Origin of the sequence: Halomonas sp. QHL1, assembly GCF_001882345.1 — a bacterium.
Classification (GTDB): Bacteria; Pseudomonadota; Gammaproteobacteria; order Pseudomonadales; family Halomonadaceae; genus Vreelandella.
The window spans coordinates 2,673,799-2,692,629 of record NZ_MINL01000001.1; the positions used below are offsets into that span (position 1 = coordinate 2,673,799).

An 18,831-nucleotide genomic window follows, 5' to 3' on the forward strand; every position below is an offset into this window, starting at 1 on the left:
GTTCTCCCCTTATTATGAACCTGCGTCCTGGGCCTGCAGCTATCTATTCAGTCGGCTGGGCAGGTTGCTCGTCAGCGGGTGCATCTTCCGGCAGATAAAGCGGCCCTTTTTGCCCACAGCCAGTCACCGCGGTTAACAGCAGCGCCGAAAGCGCCATGATAGCCAGCGTTTTCATGCGCCCGCCTTGAGCGCATTCAGCGCCTCGCGCGCTCGCTGGGCAGCCGCCCGCACTTGATTTGGCGCCGTGCCGCCAATGTGATTACGGGCGGCTACCGAGCCTTCCAGGGTTAACACCTCGAACACGTCCTGCTCGATGGTATCGGAGAACTGTTTGAGCTCATCCAGGCTCATCTCAGACAGGTCTTTTTCGCTTTTAAGGCCATAGGCCACCGACTGACCGACGATTTCGTGGGCGTCGCGGAAGGCCACGCCTTTGCGTACCAAGTAGTCGGCCAAGTCCGTCGCGGTGGAGAAACCACGTCGCGCGGCTTCATACATGCTGGCTTTTTTGGGCTCGATCGCGGGCACCATATCGGCGAAGGCTTTTAAGCAGTCGCGCACGGTATCGACTGCATCGAACAGCGGCTCTTTATCTTCCTGATTGTCTTTGTTGTAAGCCAGCGGCTGCGATTTCATCAGCGTTAGCAGCGACATCAGGTGGCCGTACACGCGGCCGGTTTTGCCGCGCACCAGCTCAGGCACGTCAGGGTTTTTCTTCTGCGGCATAATTGAAGAGCCGGTGCAGAAGCGGTCGGGCAGGTCGATAAAGTTGAACTGGGCGCTGGTCCACAGCACCAGCTCTTCGCTCATACGCGACAGGTGCATCAGTAGAATGCTGGCGAAGCTGGTGAATTCGATGGCGAAGTCGCGATCCGAAACCGCGTCCAGTGAGTTCTCCGTTGGGCGGTCAAAGCCTAACAGTTCCGCCGTCACGTGGCGGTCAATCGGGTAGGTCGTGCCCGCCAGCGCAGCGGCACCCAGCGGCATGACGTTGACGCGCTTGCGACAGTCCAGCAGGCGCTCGTGATCCCGGGCCAGCATCTCTTGCCAAGCCAGAATATGGTGGCCAAAGGTGACCGGTTGGGCGGTTTGCAGGTGGGTGAAGCCGGGCATAATGGTCTCGGCTTCACGGTCAGCCAGTTCGATCATGCCTTCGCGCAGGCGCTTGAGTTCTACTTCGATAACATCGATCTCATCGCGCATGAACAGGCGGATGTCGGTGGCGACCTGGTCGTTGCGAGAACGCCCGGTGTGGAGCTTTTTGCCGGTAATGCCAATTTTTTCGGTCAGCCGCGCCTCAATATTCATGTGCACGTCTTCCAGCGGCACCGACCAGTTGAATTCGCCGCGTTCGATCTCGCCCTGAATCTCGTTCAGGCCGTTCATAATCGCATCGCGCTCGTCATCGGTCAGAACCCCCACCCGCGCCAGCATAGTGGCGTGGGCGATGGAGCCCTGGATGTCCTGGGGTGCCAGGCGCTGGTCGAAATTAACAGACGCGGTGAAGCGTGCGACAAAGGCATCGGTGGGCTCGCTAAAGCGACCGCCCCAAGACTGATTCGTGGCTTGGCTCATCGAAGATATATCCTGCTGACAAAACAATGGAGTCGTTAGCAGAAAGTGTACCAGAGTCGCCCCGGTCAGCGGCACGCCGTTTTTATTTATGCAGTGGGCTAAGGGCTTGACGTTATGACCGCAGGTGGTTTGTGCAAAAATTCGTGCAGGGCACTGAAGGGCATGGGGCGAGCAAAGTAGTAGCCCTGATAGTAGTCACAGTGCCGCTGTTGAAGATAGCCAAACTGCTCTGCCGTCTCTACGCCTTCGACCAATACCTCCAACCCCATTTTCCCCGCCATGGCGACCACGCCGTCGATAATGGCGGCATCGTAGCGGTCGGAAATCACATCGCGCACAAAGGAGCGGTCAATCTTGATACGATTAATCGGCAGGCGCTTTAAGTAGCTTAGGCTAGAGAAGCCGGTCCCAAAGTCGTCTAAAGCAATCTGAACTCCCAGCGCTCGCAAGTTCTTTAGCGCCTGGATCGCTTGTTCGGCGCTATCCATCAGAACCCCCTCAGTAAGCTCCAGCTCTAACAGCGCTGGCGTTAGGCCGCTGCTCGCCAGCACCTGCTCAATGGAGGCGAGGAACCCGGGGCGTTGAAACTGCATAGGCGAAATATTGACCGCCATAGTAATTTCGCCCAGCCCAAGGCCATTGAGCTGCTGGGCATCGCGACAGGCGGTGGCCAATACCCACTCGCTGATGGGGATGATCTGGCCCGTGTCCTCGGCAAGACTAATAAATTCAGACGGCGGTATATTGCCGCGCTCTGGGTGCTGCCAGCGGATTAACGCTTCAACTCCCACCACGCGACCGCTCGGCGCGTGAATTTGCGGCTGGTAATGAAGCTCAAACTGCTGCTGCTCAATGGCTTGCTGGAGCGCGCTGCGTAAGCTGACCCGTTCACTCACTTTGCGATTCAAGTCTTCGGTATACCAGTGGTAAGTATTGCGCCCGCGGCGTTTGGCTTTATACATGGCCAAGTCCGCCTGCTGGATAAGCTGACGAGGTTTTTTCATGCTGCCATCATTGATGGCAATCCCGATACTGGCGGTAATACGTAGCTCGCTGCCGCGATACCAGTAGGGCGGCGAAAGCCCCCGCAGAACGCGCTCTACTACTTGGATCACATCATCTTGGTGAGCTAGATCCGGCAGCAGCACAACGAATTCATCGCTACCGAAGCGCGCGACGGTGTCCCTGGGGCGCAGTTCATTTTCCAGCCGCTTGGCAACCTCAACCAGAATAAAGTCGCCCACCTCATGGCCCAAGGTATCGTTGATCGGCTTGAAATCGTCCAGGTCAATAAACAGCACGGCTATGTAGCGCTGGTAGCGACGTGCCAACACACACCCTTGCTCTAAGCGCTGACCAAGCAGCAAACGGTTGGGCAACCCCGTCAGGGCGTCATGGTGGGCGTTATGGGCTAGCTGGGCCTGATATTCGCGCTGTTCAGAGATATCGTTCTGTACGCCGATAAAGTGGGTCACTTCAGCGTTCTCATCAAGAACGGGCGAAATGTACAGGTCGTTCCAAAAAACCGTACCGTCACGCCGATAGTTACGGATGACCACGTGCACTTCACGCTGTTCGGTAACCCCTACCTTTAACTGCTTGATAGTAGCGGGATCGGTCTCGTCACCCTGGAGGAAACGGCAGTTGCGCCCCAGCGCCTGGTTACGCGTATATCCGGTAATGCGCTCAAAGGCGGCGTTAACATAGACCATAGGCAGATCGCTGCGCTGGGCATCTACAATCACTACCCCGTTGGTACTTGACTCAACGCTACGCTCAAGCAGTTTTAGCTGATGCTCGGTCGCTTTACGCTCGTTAATATCGCGGAAATAGACCGCAAGCCCTTCAGAGGACGGGTATACGTGCACCTCAACCCATAGCTCTAGTCGCGGATTATAGGCTTCAAAATGTACCGCTTGTTGCTGGCTAGCAGCGCGCCGATACTCCTGTTCAAAGCGGCTGCCTAAGGCGTCGGGAAAGCTCTGCCAAATATGTCGGCCTAGCAATTCGCCTTCGCGGCGCTTCAAGATGCGCTCCGCCTCTGGGTTAACGTAGGTAAAATGCCAGCGGGTATCTAGGGTAAAAAAGCCATCGGTGATGCTATCAAGGGTCATGGTGAGCCGGTGCGCAAGCTGGGTAAGGTTTTCGCGTAGCTGCTTTGGCTCGGTAATATCCTGCGATGCCCCCTGCACCTGAATGATGTGGCCTTCTTCATCGCGCACCGCTTTACCAATCGCCCGCACCCACAGATGCCTACCTTGGCGGGTAATCACCTCAAACTCGTCATCAAAACTAACGCCGTGCTCACAGCAGGCTTTGAATGCCGCCATCAGCCGCTCCTGCGACTCAGGCGCATAGAAGGAAAACGCCTCTTCAACGCTGGGCTGAAATCCTGCAGGCATACCGTGGATGTGGCTGAGCTCATCCGACCAGATAGGCTTGCCGTCCGCCATGTCGACATACCAGCCGCCAATCAGGGCAGTTTCACCGGCAATTTTGAATAGCCGTTGGTTGCGCAGCAGCTGCTCATCTGATGCCTTACGGCGCGTTATTACCCGGGCGATCACATAAATCACGCCCTCCCCGAATGAAGCAGCAACCTCTATCCAGTGCTGCTTTCCAGCTGCAGAAACGGCGCGCACCTCAAAGGGGATGACCTTTTCGCCTTGATGCATACGCTGTAACGCCCGCTCTATCACCGGGTGGTCAAGGGGATTAACGACGACGCCACAGGCGCGACCGATTAATTGTTCAGACGAATACCCCAGCAGTGTCTCGAAGGCTGGATTGACTTGCAGCAGCGTGCCTGCAAAGTCGATACAGCAGAACAGATCCCGTGAGAGTAGGAAAAATTGGTCAAGCTGGCCGCGGGGCAACACTAAGGACATAGGATTTCCTAAGGAACAGATAAAACACGTTATGAGAGCATAATTAGTTCCGTTATTTTTACTGTGGCGTTCGGTGCTTTATGATGACACTTATCATAGCTTGACTCGCCGTGTCTGCGGTAAAGGGAGAATAACGTGCTATCAATCACAAAACTGCGCATTGCCACGCGTAAAAGCCAATTGGCCATGTGGCAGGCTGAGTACGTTCGCGACCGCTTAATGGCGGCCCACGACGGCCTCGAGGTCGAGCTTGTGGCACTGTCTACCAAGGGCGACAAAATTCTCGATACGCCGCTTTCAAAAATTGGCGGTAAAGGGCTGTTCGTCAAAGAGTTGGAAGACGCCATGCTGGATGGCCGTGCCGATATTGCCGTCCACTCGATGAAAGATGTACCCATGCACTTCCCCGAAGGGCTGGGTCTGTCGGTCATCCTAGAGGGTGCCGACCCTACCGATGCGTTTGTATCCAACCACTACTCTAGCATTGATGAGCTTCCCGAAGGGGCGCGTATTGGCACCGCCAGCCTACGCCGCGGCCTGCAGATGCGTGAAGCCCGCCCCGACCTGCAAATTCTTAACCTGCGCGGCAACGTGCAAACGCGACTAGGCAAATTAGACGCGGGCGAATTTGACGCCATCATTCTGGCGACCTCAGGCCTTAAGCGGCTGGGCTTGAATGAGCGGATTGCCCAGGCGCTGCCGCCGGAAGTGTGCCTGCCCGCCTGCGGCCAAGGCGCCCTAGGCATTGAGTGCCGCCTGCATGATCCCGAGCTGATTGCCTTGCTAGCCCCGCTTGATGACGCGGATACCGCGACGCGCGTGCGCGCAGAACGGGCCATGAACACGCGCTTAGAGGGCGGCTGCCAAGTACCCATTGCTGGCCACGCAGTGCTGGATATTGAAAATGAAACCCTGTGGCTACGCGGCTTAGTCGGCAACCCAGAGGGCACCGAAGTGCTGCGCGCCGAAGGCCGCGGTTCGATGCATGAGCCCGAAGCACTGGGCATTCGTATTGCCGAAGAGCTGCTCGACCAGGGCGCTGGCGATATTCTGGCCGAGGTTTACGGCCGCGCCATATGAGCCAACCAGTACTGATCTGTCGCCCCGGCGAGCGCGGTGAAGCACTGGCCGCTGCTCTACGCGAACGGGGCGAGAGCGTTGAATCACTCAATGTGATGCAACTTGAAGCCTTGCCCGAAAACCCGGAAATGCGACGTATCTGGCTGGATATTGATCAGTACCATAAGATAATAGTCATTAGCCCCTTTGCGGCCACTTGCTTAAGCGAAGCGCTGGATCGCTTCTGGCCACAGCTGCCCGTTGGCATTGACTACTACAGCGTTGGCAGCGCCACCGCGGCGACGCTTTATAATCAGTTGGGTGTCCGCGTGCATGTGCCTTCGCCGAGTGCGGGCGAAGATACCAGCGAAGCACTGCTTGGGCTTGCCTCGCTCCAGCAGTTAGCGCACCAGCGAATTCTACTGGTGGCGGGCGAAGGTGGCCGCCCGCTGCTCGCTGAAACGCTTGTAGAGCGGGGGGCACAGGTGACTCGCGTGGCGGTGTATCGACGCACGTTTCAACCCCTAGCACCTGATCTGCAAACGCGCCTTTTTTCAGGTAATTACCGGGCGTTGATCGTCACCAGCAGCGAACTGCTGGAACATCTGGCAAAATGGTGCAATCAAGCGGCCTTCAACCAACCGCTAATCGTTTCCAGCCGCCGTTTGGCTACACTGGCTGGCATACTGGGGTTTTGTGACCTCAAGGTGGCGTCCGGAGCTACGCCAGCTGCGTTGATAGCGGCGTTGGAGACCTGCGACCCACAGGGTGCCGATGTCGATCAAGGAACTTACTAAGGGCTAGCGACACATGAGCAAACAAGTAAACGATCAGGACGATGTACAACCGACGTCCGCCGATGCCTCTCAAGGCGTCCCTAAAACGTCCGACAAAGCAGCTTCCACGACCAACGCGACTGAGCCCAGTGCGCCGACCACACCACCGAGCTCAACATCACCTGCTCAAAGTGGTGCTAAAAATAGTCGGTCGCGGCGGCGTGAAAAAGGCTCGTCAGCAGCGAGTTCAACCGCTGCTAGCAGCACTACCAGCACGGCTAAACCGGCAGATACCACGTCCAGTAGCACGAGCGCCCCTAGCACGCCTAAAGAGAGCGCCAGCAGCACGACATCACCTTCACCGAGTGCAGCTCAACCAAGCCCCTCTTCCTCAAGTGGGTCAACCTCTAGTTCGCCATCTTCAAGCGCCACCTCGTCAAAGTCGACCAGCGACAAGTCATCGGCGGGGACCACACCGCCCACTGGCCACAAAGGCGGCAGCCCGAGCGGTGGTGGCAAAAGCGGAGGCGGCAAAAGTGGCGGTCTCGCGATTGCCCTGGTGATTATCCTGGCGATTGCCTTGGCGTTCGTCGCTTGGCAAGGTTGGCAACGCTTGGATAGTCAGCAGCAGCGCCTCGACGAACTAGCGCAACAGGCTGAAGGTAGCGCCTCGCAACAGGCGGTTAGCGACCTTGAATCACGCCTAGATAGCGGTGAAGCCGAGCGCGATGAAGCGCTGCAGAGCACACTGGGTGATCTACGCGACGAATTTGACAGCTACCGCAGCGACGTCGATGAGACCCTAGGCCAAGTGCTGGACCAGCTCTCTCAAGAGCAGGACACCGACGAGCGCGAGTGGCTGCATGCCGAAGCCGCCTACCTGCTACGCCTGGCCAATCAGCGCTTACAGCTGGAAGGCGACGTTGACGGCGCGGCAGCGCTGCTGCGCACCGCCGATGCCCGTCTGGTTGATGCTGACAACCCGGCGTTGACGACCGTACGCGAAGCGATTGCTAATGAGCTAGCCTCCCTGGACGCCGTGCCCCAGGTTGACCGCACCGGCCTCTACTTAGCACTCAATGCCCAGCAAGAGCGCATCTCCACTCTGCGCCTCTCTCAAGAAATTGAGGAGCAAGCGGTGACCTCCAGCATCGAACAGCCGCCTACCGGCACTTTCCAGCGCCAGCTGGCGCGCTTCGGTGAAGAGCTTAAAGACCTAGTGGTGGTTCGCCATCACGATGAAGCCCTGGAAGCCCTGATTACTCCGGAGCAAGAGTCTTACCTGCGCCAGAGCCTGCGCTTAGTGCTGGAGCAGACGCAGTTGGCCCTGCTCAACGAAGAGAAAGAGCTTTATGACGCGAGTATCGACAAAGCGCTACAGCTGCTGAACGACTACTACGACACCACTCGCGAAGAGACCCAAAGCGTTATTACGCGCCTTCAAGAGCTCAAGGAAGCCGAAGTAAAACCCGAGCTGCCCGATATCAGCGCTTCACAGCAGGAACTCGCACGCTTTATCGACAATCGCTATGAGACGCGTGGCCAAAGCGGAGGTGATTCATGAGAAAGCTTGTTCTCCTCATTGTCGCAGGCCTCGCCGTCGGGGCCCTGTTTGGGCACCTGATGATGTCGGTGCCCGGCTACTGGCTGATCCGCGTGGGCGACTCTTCCATCCAGACATCGTTTTGGTTTGGTCTGGTGCTGCTGTTTGCCGCCTTTATCGTCCTACACTTTGTACTGCGTTTGCTCAGTGGCATTATTCGCCCCATGGGGCGTTTTCGCAGCTGGAACAGCCGCGCCCGTAACCGTCGCGCCATGCAGCGCACCGTGCGTGGCCTGGTAGCGCTGACCGAAGGGCGCTGGAAAAAAGCCGAAAAAACCCTGGTTAACGCCGCCGATGACTCCAGCACACCGCTAGTCAATTACCTATCCGCAGCGCTGGCAGCCCATTACCAGGGCCACCACGTAAAATCCCAGGAGCACCTGAATCAGGCGCAGCTAACTACCGACGGCGCCGATACGGCCGTTGGCCTGATGCAAGCGCAAATGATGATTGAGCGTCAGCAGCCGGAAGAGGCGCTGGCGATTCTAAATCGTCTGGATAAGAAGCTCTCTAACCACCCACAGGTGCTCAAGCTACTCAAGCAGGTGCACTTAAGCGTCAACGATTGGGAAGGCTTACGGCGTTTAATTCCACGCTTGGCTGCGCAGAAGCTGATCACTCAGCAAGAGCGTGAGCAGTTGGAGTTTAAAGCCTACCGCGAGCTGATCGTATTTGAAGCGCAAAACCCCACCAACATTGAGCGAGTACGTGGCCTTTGGGCTGATATGCCTGACTATTTGCGTGGCAATACCGAGCTGATCCTGCTTTACACCGAGGCACTGATTCAAGCCAACGAAGAACCGATTGCCGAACGCTTACTCAACCACTCGCTGGATCACCACTGGGATGCGCGCTTGGTAAAACGCTACGGCTTGCTGAACGTGGACGCCGGTCGCCAGCTTGTCAAAGCCGAGAAGTGGCTACAAGAGCGCCCCAACGACCCAGAGCTACTGCTTGCTTGTGGTCGTCTCTCGCTGCGCACCGGCCAGTGGCAAAAGGCAATCGAGTACTTTGAAGCCAGCCAGCGTCAGCGCCCCAATGGCGAAGTATGTGCTGAGCTTGCCCGTCTTTATGCCAGCCTTGGCGAGCATAATAAGAGCCAGCTCTACTACCGCCACAGCGTTGAAATGTTGGCCAAGTCGCTACCTTCGCTGCCCCAACCCAGCGATGCTAACGACAGCAAAAAACCTGACAGTAAGCAAAAAGACAGTAAAACCATTAAGAAAAGCGCCTAGGGTTGCTGCTGGTCTAACGTAAAAGGGCGCCACTTAATCAGTGGCGCCCTTTTTAGTGACTCAAGGTTTAGCAGGTGGCATTTCCGGTGGTGCAGATGTAGCTTCAACCGACGTTTTAGCCTCCGCTGGCTTATCCAACATTGCTGTACAGTGGCCACATCGCGTCGCTTTGATCGGCACCACCATCAAGCAGTAAGGGCAAGGCTGCTCGGTAGGACTTGCAGGCGCCACTGCCTCTTCGCGCTTTAACCGGTTGATGGTGCGTACCAATAAGAAGACCACAAAGGCGACAATCGTAAAGCTCACCACTGCATTGATAAACAGTCCCACATTTAGCGTTACCGCCCCCGCTGCCTGGGCATCTGCCAGCGTCGCATAAGTGCCACCCACACTCCCTGGCCGCAACACCACAAACAGATTGGAAAAGTCGACCCCACCCACCAGCAAACCAATCAGCGGATTCATCACATCCGCCACTAGGCTCTGCACTATCAGTGTGAACGCCCCACCGATAATGATCCCCACGGCCATATCGACAACGTTGCCTTTTACCGCAAACTCACGGAACTCCTGAAAGAATTTTGCCATTTTCGAACGCCCTACCGTTTCGTTTTAGCCAATACCCAAAGCCACTTCATTCAATGAAGAGCATGGGTGACCGCGCGTTAGGCGACAAGTAAATTTCTTTGGATTGAAGGCTATGCTTGGCAGGCAAAGGGGCGCATTGTAATCAATGCTTATTGACTTACCGTAATGACACGACACTTGGCAGAGTGGCCCACTTTATGTGAAATGCTACCAATCACAACGCCTGCCAAATCGCTTAACCCTCGACTACCCATCACAATGGTATCTACATCATAAGCGTTTGCAGTGTCTAAAATAACGCGTGTCGGGTCACCTTGGGTAAGCAACTCTTCGATTTGCTGAGCACCCTCTTCTCGTGCGGAATTAACCGCTTGCGCCAGCAACTGCTCGCCCGCTTTCTCACGCTCAGCAAGAGTAGCGTCGGCATCAATAGCCCCAATGCCCCATACCAGCGTAGTCGCATAGGCAAGCGTTTCAGGTACGTGTAACAAATAGAGTGTTGAGTCTTCTTTATCCAACAGCTTACAAGCCACTTTCAAAGCTTGCTTAGCGCTCTCAGAGCCGTCGATAGGAACTAAAATACGCTCATTCATGGCTGGTTTTGCCCCTTTTATGGTGTCTTCCATTACTAAAGTCGTAGCCAAAATTTCGCTTTCAAAAGCTTAAATACTGGTAGCGTTATAACGCTTAGTTAAGCTGGTTTAAAAGTTTCTTTGAATACTTGAAGAACATCGTCAGCTTGGTAGCAACCTAACGACAAAGCCAATATTGTTTAAGTAGCCGCTCATACCTTGGAGGTATCATGGAACTACGCCACCTGAGGTACTTTTGCGTCGTAGCCGAGGAATTAAATTTCACCTGTGCTGCTGAACGGTTACATATGTCGCAGCCGCCTCTTTCTCGCCAAATTAAACAGCTAGAACAAGAAGTTGGTGCTGAGTTATTTGAGCGCAGCTCAAGAGGCCTACGCCTAACTCCTTCAGGTGTTTTCTTTCAGCAACACGCCCTACAAATTTTAGAGAAAGTAGAGGTCACCATTGATGCAACACGGCACATGGCAAGGAGCAAGCGCGCGCTATTTGGCATTGGCTTTGTGCCTTCCGTGTTTTATGGGCAGCTTCCTATGCTGGTGCGTGACTTACGCAAAAAAGATAATGTTGAACTCACTTTGGCAGAACTTACGACGGTGCAGCAAATTCAGGCACTCAAAGCAGGCCGCATCGACATGGGTTTTGGACGTTTACGTATTGATGACCCTGACGTTGAGCAGGAGATTCTCTTCGATGAGCCGTTGATTGTAGCCCTACCAAGCGGTCACCCTTTAGTCGGCACTACGCCTAGCTGTGAAGAGCTTGCTGGCTATCCGCTCATACTCTTCCCTGCAAAGCCACGTCCTAGCCTGGCAGATATGGTACTGGGGATTTTCCGCCGCCAAGGATTAAAGGTGGAAGTGGTACAGGAGGCAAATGAGGTTCAGACGGCGCTTAGCCTGGTCGCTTCAGGTATCGGCATTACACTGGTTCCGGAACAGGTAAAACGCGTTCAACGGGATGGCATTGCCTACGTCGCATTGGCTGACAAGTCTATAACCTCCCCCGTTATCTGCAGCCGCCGGCGCGGCGAAAAACCCTCGCCTCTGATGCAGGAAGCCAACGCTATTTTAGAGGTGCTCGTGGAAAATCGCCGCTCCGGCCGTTACCCGTGAATCCCCCTTTTTTAGGGACGCAGCACGGCCACTGGGCAAGACGTTTCGTGCAGCACTTCATGACTAACGCTGCCGGCCACTACTTGTGAAAGACCACTACGCCCATGGGTTGTCATGGCAAGCATCGTATTATGGTTACTCGCTAAGTAGCTGACAATAGAGTCCGCAGGGTCACCATGCAGTACCTCCCAATCAACCTCTAACGCTTGCTCGCTTTCGACACGGCGGGCCAGAGAAGTCAGATAAGCTGAATCCATGACATCGGTATGGCCCAGCGTCGTTGGCTTTCTATCGCCGGTGGCATCCATCACCTGCAGTAGCTGCAACCGAGCGCCCAACCGATTCACCAAGGCTGAGGCATAGGGCAAGATTTGCTCAGATAGCTTAGAGCCATCGACGCAAACGGCTAACACATCGACCCGCTGGTGAGCACGACTGTCATAGCGCGGCCCGCATAAGTAAACCGGGCGATGGGCTCGACGCACAACACCCGCAGTTACGCTGCCTATCAACATCTCCGGCACGGGGCGACGGCCATGAGCCATCATGCAAAGGCCGGTATCCTCGCGACTAGCAAGCTCACCGAGATACGCCTTGGCGCTATCATGAGCAACCACTTCGAGCGTTACCGCTTCAAGATGATTGGCCGACAAGCGTGATTGTAACTTAGAGCGCCGCGTGGCTATCTCATCCTGCTCCGGTACCACTGAGATGGCGCTTAAATCTACCCCAAGCTGCGCAGCAAACTTTTGGCCAAATGCCAGTGCACGCAAAGATTCTTCACTATCGTCGATCGCCACAAAGATCTTTTCCATGATTACACTCCGACTACCGCTACAGTAGTTACTATTGTTATTAGGTTTTATGTTCAATTGCGCGAAAACGTCTATGTAGCAAGTTGTAAGCAATCGCTCCAATGACTACTCCCCAAAAGGCAGAACCAAGCCCTAAAAAACTCATGCCCGACGCTGTGGCAATGAAAGTAATCACTGATGCTTCAAGATGTTTTTTTTCGGCAGCAAAAGCACTGATATTACTGGTAATGGCGCCTACGAGAGCCAGTCCTGCGAGTACTGCAACAAATTCCCCTGGCAATGAGGTAAATAGCGCCACAATAGTGCCAGCAAAGATGCCGCCAATTAGATAGAAAACGCCATTCGCCACCCCAGCAACATAGCGCTTATCAGGGTCTTCGTGGGCTTCTTTGCTGGTGCAAATGGCTGCCGTAATAGCAGCGATCACCGTCGTAATACCGCCGAAAAAAGCGGTAAAGAATGAAGTTAAACTGGCCACAATAACGATTGGCTTGGCCGGGGTGGAGTAACCTGAGGTGCGCAAAATTGCCATACCGGGCAAAAATTGCCCCGTCAGACTGACCAGTACCAACGGGATGGCCAGACTTAAGGTCGCTTCCCACGTCCACTCGGGGCGGATAAACTGCGGATTCGCAAACTGAACAGAAACACCTTCCAGACTTGCGCCTTCTAACAAGACCGCCAAAGTAATACCGGCGATTAAAAGCAGCACCAAGCTGTAGCGCGGGGTAAGTCGCTTAAATACGAGGTAAGCGATAATCATACCAATCGCTAGCGCCGGTACACTCTCCAGAGAAACGAAAACCCCCACACCGAATTGAAAGAGAATCCCAGCCATCATCGCGCTGGCGATGCCAGGTGGGATCATTCGGATAATTCGGTCAAATGAGCCGGTAACACCGATCAAAAAAATAATGACCGCCGCCGTCAGGTAAGCACCTATTGCTTCATTAAGTGACAGCCCCGGAAAAAGTGTCACTAATAACGCAGTGCCAGGCGCCGACCATGCGGTAACCACCGGCACTTTCAACCACAGACTTAGAAAGATACCCGAGACAGCTGCGCCGATAGAGATTGCCCAAACCCAAGACGTCATCATGGCGCTGGATATTTCGGCGCTCTGGGCTGCCTGAAAAAAGATCGCCAAGGGGCCAGAGTAAGAGACCAGCACTGCCACAAAGCCAGCAGCGATTGCCGGAATCGACAGGTCCTTTAGCAATTGCTTGTGAAATTGCATGCAACACATTTCTCCGTATTGATGAATTTAATATGTTAGCCAACATCAATTCCGGCAAGCACTCGCTTGCCGGAGCCGTGTCAGGCGACGCCGAGATGGGTTTCAAGAATTGAAGGATTGTCTTTTAGTCCCTGGGAATCACCGCTATAGACCACTTCCCCCTTGACCAGCAGAAGGTGTTTTTCAGCTATATCAAGTAAGTTATCGATATTTTTATCGACAATAATGGTAGATATGCCGGTTGCTTTGATCTCACGTATGATCTTCCAAATTTCGTCACGAATCAGCGGAGCAAGCCCTTCGGTCGCCTCATCAAGAATCATTAGGTCAGGGTTGGTCGTGAGCGCTCGGCCAATGGAAAGCATCTGTTGCTCGCCGCCTGAGAGGAAAGAGCCATCGTAGTTGATGCGCTGTCCCAATCGCGGGAACGTATCCAAAACACGCTCTAATGACCAAGGAGACTCCCCCCTCTCATTGGGGCGTGCGGCCATAATAAGGTGCTCTCGCACGCTAATACCGGGAAAAATCCCGCGCCCTTCTGGCACGTACCCAATTCCTTGACGAATCAGTTGCCAAGGACGTCGTTTCGTTGCAGAAACACCTTTGATAAAGACCTCGCCACGCCGCGGTGGCACAAAGCCCAGTATCGACTTCAACGTAGTGGTCTTGCCCATGCCGTTGCGGCCCAGAAGGCTCAACGTCTCGCCAGGCATCAGGGTCAAGTCCACCCCATGCAAAATATGGCTTTCACCGTAGTAAGTGTGCAACCCACGAGCGTCAACCAAGGGGGTGATGTTGTTATCTGCGATCATGCTGTTACCCCTTTATCATGACGCCCCAAGTAGACATCGCGTACCTGTTCGCTGGTGCGTATCTGTTCAGTGGGGCCGCTCTCCAAGACGCAGCCATCGACCATCACGGTAATGCGATCAGCCAAGCGGAATACCGAGTCCATATCGTGCTCAATTAGCACTAGGGTGTATCGATCCGTAAGGCTTGCCAGTAATTCGGTTACCTGTACTGTTTCCTCACGCCCCATACCTGCCATAGGCTCATCCAACAGCATTAGCGACGGTGCCGTCGCCAGCACCATCGCGATCTGCAGTTGCCGCTGTTCGCCATAGCTCATATCTGAAGCTGTTGTGTAAGCGCGGTGGGTTAATTGGCAGGTCTCTAGCACTTCCTGAGCACGCTCGCTCACCTCGCGTGCTTTTTGTCGCGAACGCCAGCTACCAAAGACACCGCCCATATGAATACGCGCGGCCAGCTCGCAGTTTTGCAGGCAATTAAGGCGTGGGAATATGTTGGTCTTTTGGTGGCTACGACCAATCCCCATACGAGCGATCTGGCGCGCGCTTTTATCCTGAATCGGTTGTTGGCGGTAAAGCACTTGCCCTTCAGAGGGCGGGATCTCGCCAGAAAGCAAATTAATCAACGTGCTTTTACCCGCTCCATTAGGACCCAAGATGGCGTGTATCTCATTGGCCTTAACGTCGAAATCAACATCGTTAACCGCTACTAAACCACCAAAACGCCGGGTCAAACCATGTGTGGCCAAGATAATCTCGTCGCGCATGGCTTAGTTCTCCTTACGCTGTGTAACAGGTGGAATGGGGGCAGTTACCGGCACATTCTCTTTCTCGGACACGTTTTCAGAGACTGTTTGACGCTTGCGACGCCAGGGCGGCGCGATAATCAAGCCGGCAATGCCTCGTGGCAGCACGAGTACGGCGGCGATAATGGTCAGCCCCATAAGGATTGGCCAGTGAGTAGTGGCATGCTCATAGAGGTAGAGCAGAATCTCGTAGGCGAAGGCGCCTAAAATGGGCCCAAAAACGGTACCCATGCCGCCTAAAATTAGCATCATCAGTACTTCGCCAGAGGTGTGCCAGCCAAGCTGAGCCGGATTAGCGAAGCCGTACTGCATCGCCGCCAACATGCCAGCAATCGCCGCCATTACCCCAGCGATAACAAATGCCACCAGCTTGTAGCCACTTGTGGCATAGCCTAAAGCCTGCATGCGATGCTCGTTGTCATGAATACCATCGAGCACTTGGCCGAAATAGGAGCGAGTCAGCCAGCGTAAAAAGAAGTAACCAATCAACAGCATACCCAAGCAGAAGTAAAAGAAGCTGTAAGGGTTATCAAGATCCACCAGCGTACGCTCCCCTATCGCCAAGCTCGGTCGGAACATAATAAAAACGCCGTCTGTGCCTCCCGCGAACTGGGATGTGCTAATGAAGTAGTAAAGCATCTGACCAAACGCCAGGGTTGTCATGATGAAGAAGATGCCTTTAGTGCGGATCACTAAGATGCCTATCACTAGTCCGACACAGGCAGAGACGCCCATAACAAGAGGCAGCATCCACCACATTGATGCCGGGCTAAAGTCAGGGCTAGCTAACGCCAGGATGTAAGCTCCTAAACCGAAAAAGAGCGCATGGCCCAGGCTAACCAAGCCCACGATGCCAACCAATAAATCCAGGCTCATGGCAAACAGTGCCAGGATTAACATCAGTGTTAGTTTCTCTAACATGAAGTTAGCCTGGTTACCGAATACGGCTTCTCCCCAAAGAGGAAAAGCAGCCACCAACGCTGTTAATACCAACATGATGAACGCGACGCGCTTGGGATATCTATGCAACATTTTTTATACTCCTCACGCGAAAAGGCCGCGCGGTTTTACCAGCAATACCGCCGCCATGATCAAGTAGATCACCATGCTGGCGAGGCTCGGGATGAGCACCGCACCAAAGGTGGTGGCCATGCCAATAATAATGGCTCCCCAGAAGGCACCTTTTATAGAACCAATACCGCCGATGACGACAACCACAAAGCAGGTGATAAGGATGCTATCGCCCATGCCAGGCGCGATGGATGTGAGGGGTGCGGCGATCATGCCAGCGAAAGCGGTGAGCGCAACCCCTACGCTAAAGATAAGCGTAAAGAGGGTACGTACATTGATTCCCAGTCCTTCAACCATGTCGCGATTAACTGCGCCGGCACGAATGATGATGCCTAGCCGCGTATGACGAATAACCCAATAAATCACCCCGGCTAATGCCAAGCACACGCCCATCACAAAGACGCGGTAGACCGAGTACTGCAGGTTGTCAGTCAGTTGGATACTGGCATCAAATGGCGCGGGCACCGCAACACGGTGCACATCGCCTCCCCAAATAATCCGCTGCGCTTCGTTGAGCACTAAAATCAGCCCAAACGTCAGCAGCACTTGATAGAGGTGATCGCGCTTATAAAGCGTATCGAGAAATAGGCGTTCAATGATAAGACCCAGGACAATAGCAATGGGGATGGCCGCCAGCATGGCCAGCCAGAAATTGCCTAAGCGCAGGGTAAGGTCGTAAACCAAATAGGCTCCGATCATATACATGGCGCCGTGGGCCAGATTGATGATTCCCATAATGCCGAATATCAACGTCAAACCGCTGGCAATCAAAAAGAGCAGTAGACCGTACTGCAGACCGTTAAGGAGCTGTACGCTGAAAAATGCGAGATCCATGAGATCCCTCCGAGAATCAGAGTGAGGGACGGGTCATGCCCGCCCCAGAGTGCATACAGATGCCGTTACATCTGGCAGGCTTCGTCGGGTACTTCTAGATTCTCATGAGCGATACTGATGACTTCATGCTTGCCGTCGCGAATCTCGCGTAGATAAACATTTTGAATGGGGTGGTGGGAGTCGGAGAAGCTCAATGGCCCACGCGGACTTGCCAGTTGAACGTTGGCCAAAACATCGATCAAGCGCTCCTGATCAGAGGTATCCCCACCTAGAACAGAAAGTGCCTGAACCAGCATCATGCCCGTATCGTAGCCTTGTACCGCGTATGTATCAGGCAGTTCACCGTAGGCATTTTCGTAAGCTGAAACGAAGGATTGGTTCGCGTCATTTTCGAGGGTTTCGGCGTAGTGCAGCGTAGTCATTACCCCCTCACCAGCATCGCCTAAAGCGGATAAATTACCCTCGGTAAGGAAGCCTGAGCCTAGCAACGGTATGCTCTCTTTCAGACCTGCTGAGGCATAATCCCGAACAAAGCTGACACCGCCACCGCCCGCAAAGAAGGTGTAGACCGCATCCGGCTCGATACTGGCAATCTGAGTCAGGTAACTCTGAAACTCTGTACTGGGAAAAGGAACTAAAATCTGCTCGACAATCTCACCGCCCTCAGCGGTAAAAGCCTCTTCAAAACCTGCCAGATCCTCTTTACCACCGGCGTAATCCCAGGTAATTGTCACAATTTTGCGATGCCCTTGATCGTAGGCCACTTTGCCCATGGGATAGCTGTCTTGCCACATACTGAACGAGGTTCGGAAAACGTTAGGCATGCACAGCTCATTCGTGGCGGCTCCCAGCCCCGCGTTGGGAATGATTGTTATCGCGCCCGTCTGTTTAGCCACACGCAGCATGCCCATGGCTACGCCTGAGTGGACGGGACCAATAACAAAGTCCACCTCGTCCCCATTGACGAGACGGCTCATGTTCTGAGGAGCTTTGGAGGGGTCAGCTTCTGAATCAAGCTCTATATACTCAACATCACGGCCACCCAGCTGGCCGCCCTCTTGTTCAATGGCTAGTTTCAGGCCATTAGTGATGGCCTCCCCAAGTGCGGTGTATGTACCTGAATAGGGAAGCATCAAACCGAGTTTTACTGGGTCTTCATTAGCGGCCACACTACCTGCTGAAAGCATGGCTGTGGCGCTTAACAGAGTGGCTAGGGAGGTCTTTTTAAATGTTTTCATTATATTTTTACCAGGGTTGAGTTGTTATTAGGCTGTTGTTTGCTCGTTAATACCGTTGTAAGTGACGTCCCTGTCCCATCTCTATCGATTACACGTGGTAAACGTCGATAACCTGATGGATATAGTCGTTATTCAACTGCACGACTTTTCTTGTGATTAACGGGGTCTCACCGGACACGTCCAGGGTGTAGAAGCAGGTGCCGAAGAAGCTGTCGGTCTTCTTGTAGCGGTGGCTCAGCGTATGCCAGTTAAACCGTAGCTCCATTGTGTCGCCGTCTTGGGACAAGATCTCCAGGTTGGTCACCTGGTGGGTGGTGCGAGGCTCCGGCGTACTCGCCCCGCTGCGTTCGGTCTTGATGCGGTACACCCGATCTTCTAACCCGTCGCGGTTGGGGTAGTAGATCAGCGAGATCTCGCTGTGCGGATCACGGGTCAACTGGTCGTCGTCGTCCCAGGCAGGCATCCAGAACTCGGCATCCTTACGGTACAACGCGAGCCACTCGTCCCATTCCCGGTCATCCAGCAGACGCGCTTCGCGGTACAAAAAAGCTTGGATGTCGTGGTAGCTAATGCTCATGGCACTTCTCTCCTC

20 protein-coding genes are annotated in these 18,831 nt (G+C 54.4%); 5 read left to right on the plus strand and 15 right to left on the minus strand.

What is annotated here, in order from left to right; translation table 11 throughout:
- Positions 1–43 precede the first annotated feature (43 nt).
- The 3 genes from QHL1GM_RS12195 to QHL1GM_RS12205 all read right to left on the minus strand — a co-directional run bounded on the left by QHL1GM_RS12195 (position 44) and on the right by QHL1GM_RS12205 (position 4,463).
- Entirely contained in the window at positions 44–175 is a 132-nt protein-coding gene (locus QHL1GM_RS12195; protein ID WP_071694724.1) for a lipoprotein, read from the minus strand.
- Positions 172–1,575: an argininosuccinate lyase gene (gene argH / locus QHL1GM_RS12200; protein WP_071694725.1), complete on the minus strand. Its 1,404-nt coding sequence runs from the start codon at positions 1,573–1,575 to the stop codon at positions 172–174. Before argH ends, QHL1GM_RS12195 begins: the two co-directional genes overlap by 4 nt.
- A 98-nt stretch (positions 1,576–1,673) precedes the next feature.
- A complete protein-coding gene (locus QHL1GM_RS12205) occupies positions 1,674–4,463 on the minus strand; it encodes an EAL domain-containing protein (RefSeq protein ID WP_071694726.1) in 2,790 nt (929 codons plus the stop codon).
- A 135-nt stretch (positions 4,464–4,598) separates the two neighbouring features.
- Between QHL1GM_RS12205 and hemC the strand changes: the two genes are divergently transcribed.
- Positions 4,599–5,543 carry a hydroxymethylbilane synthase gene (gene hemC, locus QHL1GM_RS12210; RefSeq protein ID WP_071694727.1) on the plus strand — a complete coding sequence of 315 codons (945 nt, stop codon included), beginning with the start codon at positions 4,599–4,601 and terminating at the stop codon, positions 5,541–5,543.
- On the plus strand, positions 5,540–6,319 hold the full coding sequence (locus QHL1GM_RS12215) for a uroporphyrinogen-III synthase (protein WP_071694728.1): 780 nt from the start codon (positions 5,540–5,542) through the stop codon (positions 6,317–6,319). Before hemC ends, QHL1GM_RS12215 begins: the two co-directional genes overlap by 4 nt.
- Before the next feature lie 165 nt (positions 6,320–6,484).
- Here QHL1GM_RS12215 and QHL1GM_RS19370 read toward each other — a convergent pair whose 3' ends face one another.
- Complete coding sequence (locus QHL1GM_RS19370; RefSeq protein WP_175540380.1) at positions 6,485–6,646, minus strand: hypothetical protein; 162 nt, start codon at positions 6,644–6,646, stop codon at positions 6,485–6,487.
- Positions 6,647–6,670: 24 nt separating this feature from the next.
- A complete protein-coding gene (locus QHL1GM_RS19375; RefSeq protein ID WP_175540381.1) occupies positions 6,671–6,832 on the minus strand; it encodes a hypothetical protein in 162 nt (53 codons plus the stop codon).
- 25 nt (positions 6,833–6,857) lie between these two features.
- Here QHL1GM_RS19375 and QHL1GM_RS12220 point away from each other — a divergent pair, with 25 nt between their 5' ends.
- Positions 6,858–7,862, plus strand: coding sequence for a uroporphyrinogen-III C-methyltransferase (locus tag QHL1GM_RS12220; RefSeq protein ID WP_175540382.1), 1,005 nt, complete (start codon positions 6,858–6,860; stop codon positions 7,860–7,862).
- The gene (locus tag QHL1GM_RS12225) at positions 7,859–9,136 is read left to right on the plus strand and encodes a heme biosynthesis HemY N-terminal domain-containing protein (RefSeq protein WP_071694730.1); all 1,278 of its coding nucleotides are present in this window, start codon (positions 7,859–7,861) and stop codon (positions 9,134–9,136) included. Before QHL1GM_RS12220 ends, QHL1GM_RS12225 begins: the two co-directional genes overlap by 4 nt.
- Before the next feature lie 60 nt (positions 9,137–9,196).
- On the opposite strand, the gene mscL is transcribed toward QHL1GM_RS12225, so the two are convergent.
- Both mscL and QHL1GM_RS12235 read right to left on the minus strand, forming a co-directional pair.
- Positions 9,197–9,724 carry a large-conductance mechanosensitive channel protein MscL gene (gene mscL / locus QHL1GM_RS12230; RefSeq protein ID WP_071694731.1) on the minus strand — a complete coding sequence of 176 codons (528 nt, stop codon included), beginning with the start codon at positions 9,722–9,724 and terminating at the stop codon, positions 9,197–9,199.
- 149 nt (positions 9,725–9,873) lie between these two features.
- The gene (locus QHL1GM_RS12235; protein ID WP_071694732.1) at positions 9,874–10,317 is read right to left on the minus strand and encodes a universal stress protein; all 444 of its coding nucleotides are present in this window, start codon (positions 10,315–10,317) and stop codon (positions 9,874–9,876) included.
- Between the two features lie 209 nt (positions 10,318–10,526).
- On the opposite strand from QHL1GM_RS12235, the gene QHL1GM_RS12240 reads away from it, so the two are divergent.
- Positions 10,527–11,429 (plus strand): LysR family transcriptional regulator, encoded by a 903-nt coding sequence (locus QHL1GM_RS12240; protein ID WP_071694733.1) that lies wholly within the window; start codon positions 10,527–10,529, stop codon positions 11,427–11,429.
- 11 nt (positions 11,430–11,440) lie between these two features.
- On the opposite strand, the gene QHL1GM_RS12245 is transcribed toward QHL1GM_RS12240, so the two are convergent.
- The 8 genes from QHL1GM_RS12245 to benB form a co-directional block, all read right to left on the minus strand.
- On the minus strand, positions 11,441–12,244 hold the full coding sequence (locus QHL1GM_RS12245; protein WP_071694734.1) for a universal stress protein: 804 nt from the start codon (positions 12,242–12,244) through the stop codon (positions 11,441–11,443).
- Between the two features lie 40 nt (positions 12,245–12,284).
- Positions 12,285–13,481 (minus strand): benzoate/H(+) symporter BenE family transporter, encoded by a 1,197-nt coding sequence (locus tag QHL1GM_RS12250; protein WP_368087064.1) that lies wholly within the window; start codon positions 13,479–13,481, stop codon positions 12,285–12,287.
- A gap of 80 nt (positions 13,482–13,561) precedes the next feature.
- Positions 13,562–14,293: an ABC transporter ATP-binding protein gene (locus QHL1GM_RS12255; protein WP_071694736.1), complete on the minus strand. Its 732-nt coding sequence runs from the start codon at positions 14,291–14,293 to the stop codon at positions 13,562–13,564.
- A complete protein-coding gene (locus QHL1GM_RS12260; protein WP_071694737.1) occupies positions 14,290–15,057 on the minus strand; it encodes an ABC transporter ATP-binding protein in 768 nt (255 codons plus the stop codon). Before QHL1GM_RS12260 ends, QHL1GM_RS12255 begins: the two co-directional genes overlap by 4 nt.
- A 3-nt stretch (positions 15,058–15,060) precedes the next feature.
- Positions 15,061–16,128, minus strand: a complete 1,068-nt coding sequence (locus tag QHL1GM_RS12265) for a branched-chain amino acid ABC transporter permease (RefSeq protein WP_071694738.1) — start codon at positions 16,126–16,128, stop codon at positions 15,061–15,063.
- Between the two features lie 12 nt (positions 16,129–16,140).
- Positions 16,141–17,001, minus strand: a complete 861-nt coding sequence (locus QHL1GM_RS12270; RefSeq protein ID WP_071694739.1) for a branched-chain amino acid ABC transporter permease — start codon at positions 16,999–17,001, stop codon at positions 16,141–16,143.
- 65 nt (positions 17,002–17,066) lie between these two features.
- The gene (locus QHL1GM_RS12275) at positions 17,067–18,239 is read right to left on the minus strand and encodes an ABC transporter substrate-binding protein (protein WP_071694740.1); all 1,173 of its coding nucleotides are present in this window, start codon (positions 18,237–18,239) and stop codon (positions 17,067–17,069) included.
- 88 nt (positions 18,240–18,327) lie between these two features.
- Complete coding sequence (gene benB / locus QHL1GM_RS12280) at positions 18,328–18,816, minus strand: benzoate 1,2-dioxygenase small subunit (protein ID WP_071694741.1); 489 nt, start codon at positions 18,814–18,816, stop codon at positions 18,328–18,330.
- Between the last annotated feature and the right edge of the window lie 15 nt (positions 18,817–18,831).

Bases quoted from the DNA above. Each gene is read 5' to 3' on its own strand.
- QHL1GM_RS12195 (WP_071694724.1), bottom strand. From the start codon at position 175: ATGAAAACGCTGGCTATCATGGCGCTTTCGGCGCTGCTGTTAACCGCG.
- argH (WP_071694725.1), bottom strand. From the start codon at position 1,575: ATGAGCCAAGCCACGAATCAGTCTTGGGGCGGTCGCTTTAGCGAGCCC.
- QHL1GM_RS12205 (WP_071694726.1), bottom strand. From the start codon at position 4,463: ATGTCCTTAGTGTTGCCCCGCGGCCAGCTTGACCAATTTTTCCTACTC.
- QHL1GM_RS12215 (WP_071694728.1), top strand. From the start codon at position 5,540: ATGAGCCAACCAGTACTGATCTGTCGCCCCGGCGAGCGCGGTGAAGCA.
- QHL1GM_RS12225 (WP_071694730.1), top strand. From the start codon at position 7,859: ATGAGAAAGCTTGTTCTCCTCATTGTCGCAGGCCTCGCCGTCGGGGCC.
- mscL (WP_071694731.1), bottom strand. From the start codon at position 9,724: ATGGCAAAATTCTTTCAGGAGTTCCGTGAGTTTGCGGTAAAAGGCAAC.
- QHL1GM_RS12235 (WP_071694732.1), bottom strand. From the start codon at position 10,317: ATGAATGAGCGTATTTTAGTTCCTATCGACGGCTCTGAGAGCGCTAAG.
- QHL1GM_RS12240 (WP_071694733.1), top strand. From the start codon at position 10,527: ATGGAACTACGCCACCTGAGGTACTTTTGCGTCGTAGCCGAGGAATTA.
- QHL1GM_RS12245 (WP_071694734.1), bottom strand. From the start codon at position 12,244: ATGGAAAAGATCTTTGTGGCGATCGACGATAGTGAAGAATCTTTGCGT.
- QHL1GM_RS12250 (WP_368087064.1), bottom strand. From the start codon at position 13,481: ATGCAATTTCACAAGCAATTGCTAAAGGACCTGTCGATTCCGGCAATC.
- QHL1GM_RS12255 (WP_071694736.1), bottom strand. From the start codon at position 14,293: ATGATCGCAGATAACAACATCACCCCCTTGGTTGACGCTCGTGGGTTG.
- QHL1GM_RS12260 (WP_071694737.1), bottom strand. From the start codon at position 15,057: ATGCGCGACGAGATTATCTTGGCCACACATGGTTTGACCCGGCGTTTT.
- QHL1GM_RS12265 (WP_071694738.1), bottom strand. From the start codon at position 16,128: ATGTTGCATAGATATCCCAAGCGCGTCGCGTTCATCATGTTGGTATTA.
- QHL1GM_RS12270 (WP_071694739.1), bottom strand. From the start codon at position 17,001: ATGGATCTCGCATTTTTCAGCGTACAGCTCCTTAACGGTCTGCAGTAC.
- QHL1GM_RS12275 (WP_071694740.1), bottom strand. From the start codon at position 18,239: ATGAAAACATTTAAAAAGACCTCCCTAGCCACTCTGTTAAGCGCCACA.
- benB (WP_071694741.1), bottom strand. From the start codon at position 18,816: ATGAGCATTAGCTACCACGACATCCAAGCTTTTTTGTACCGCGAAGCG.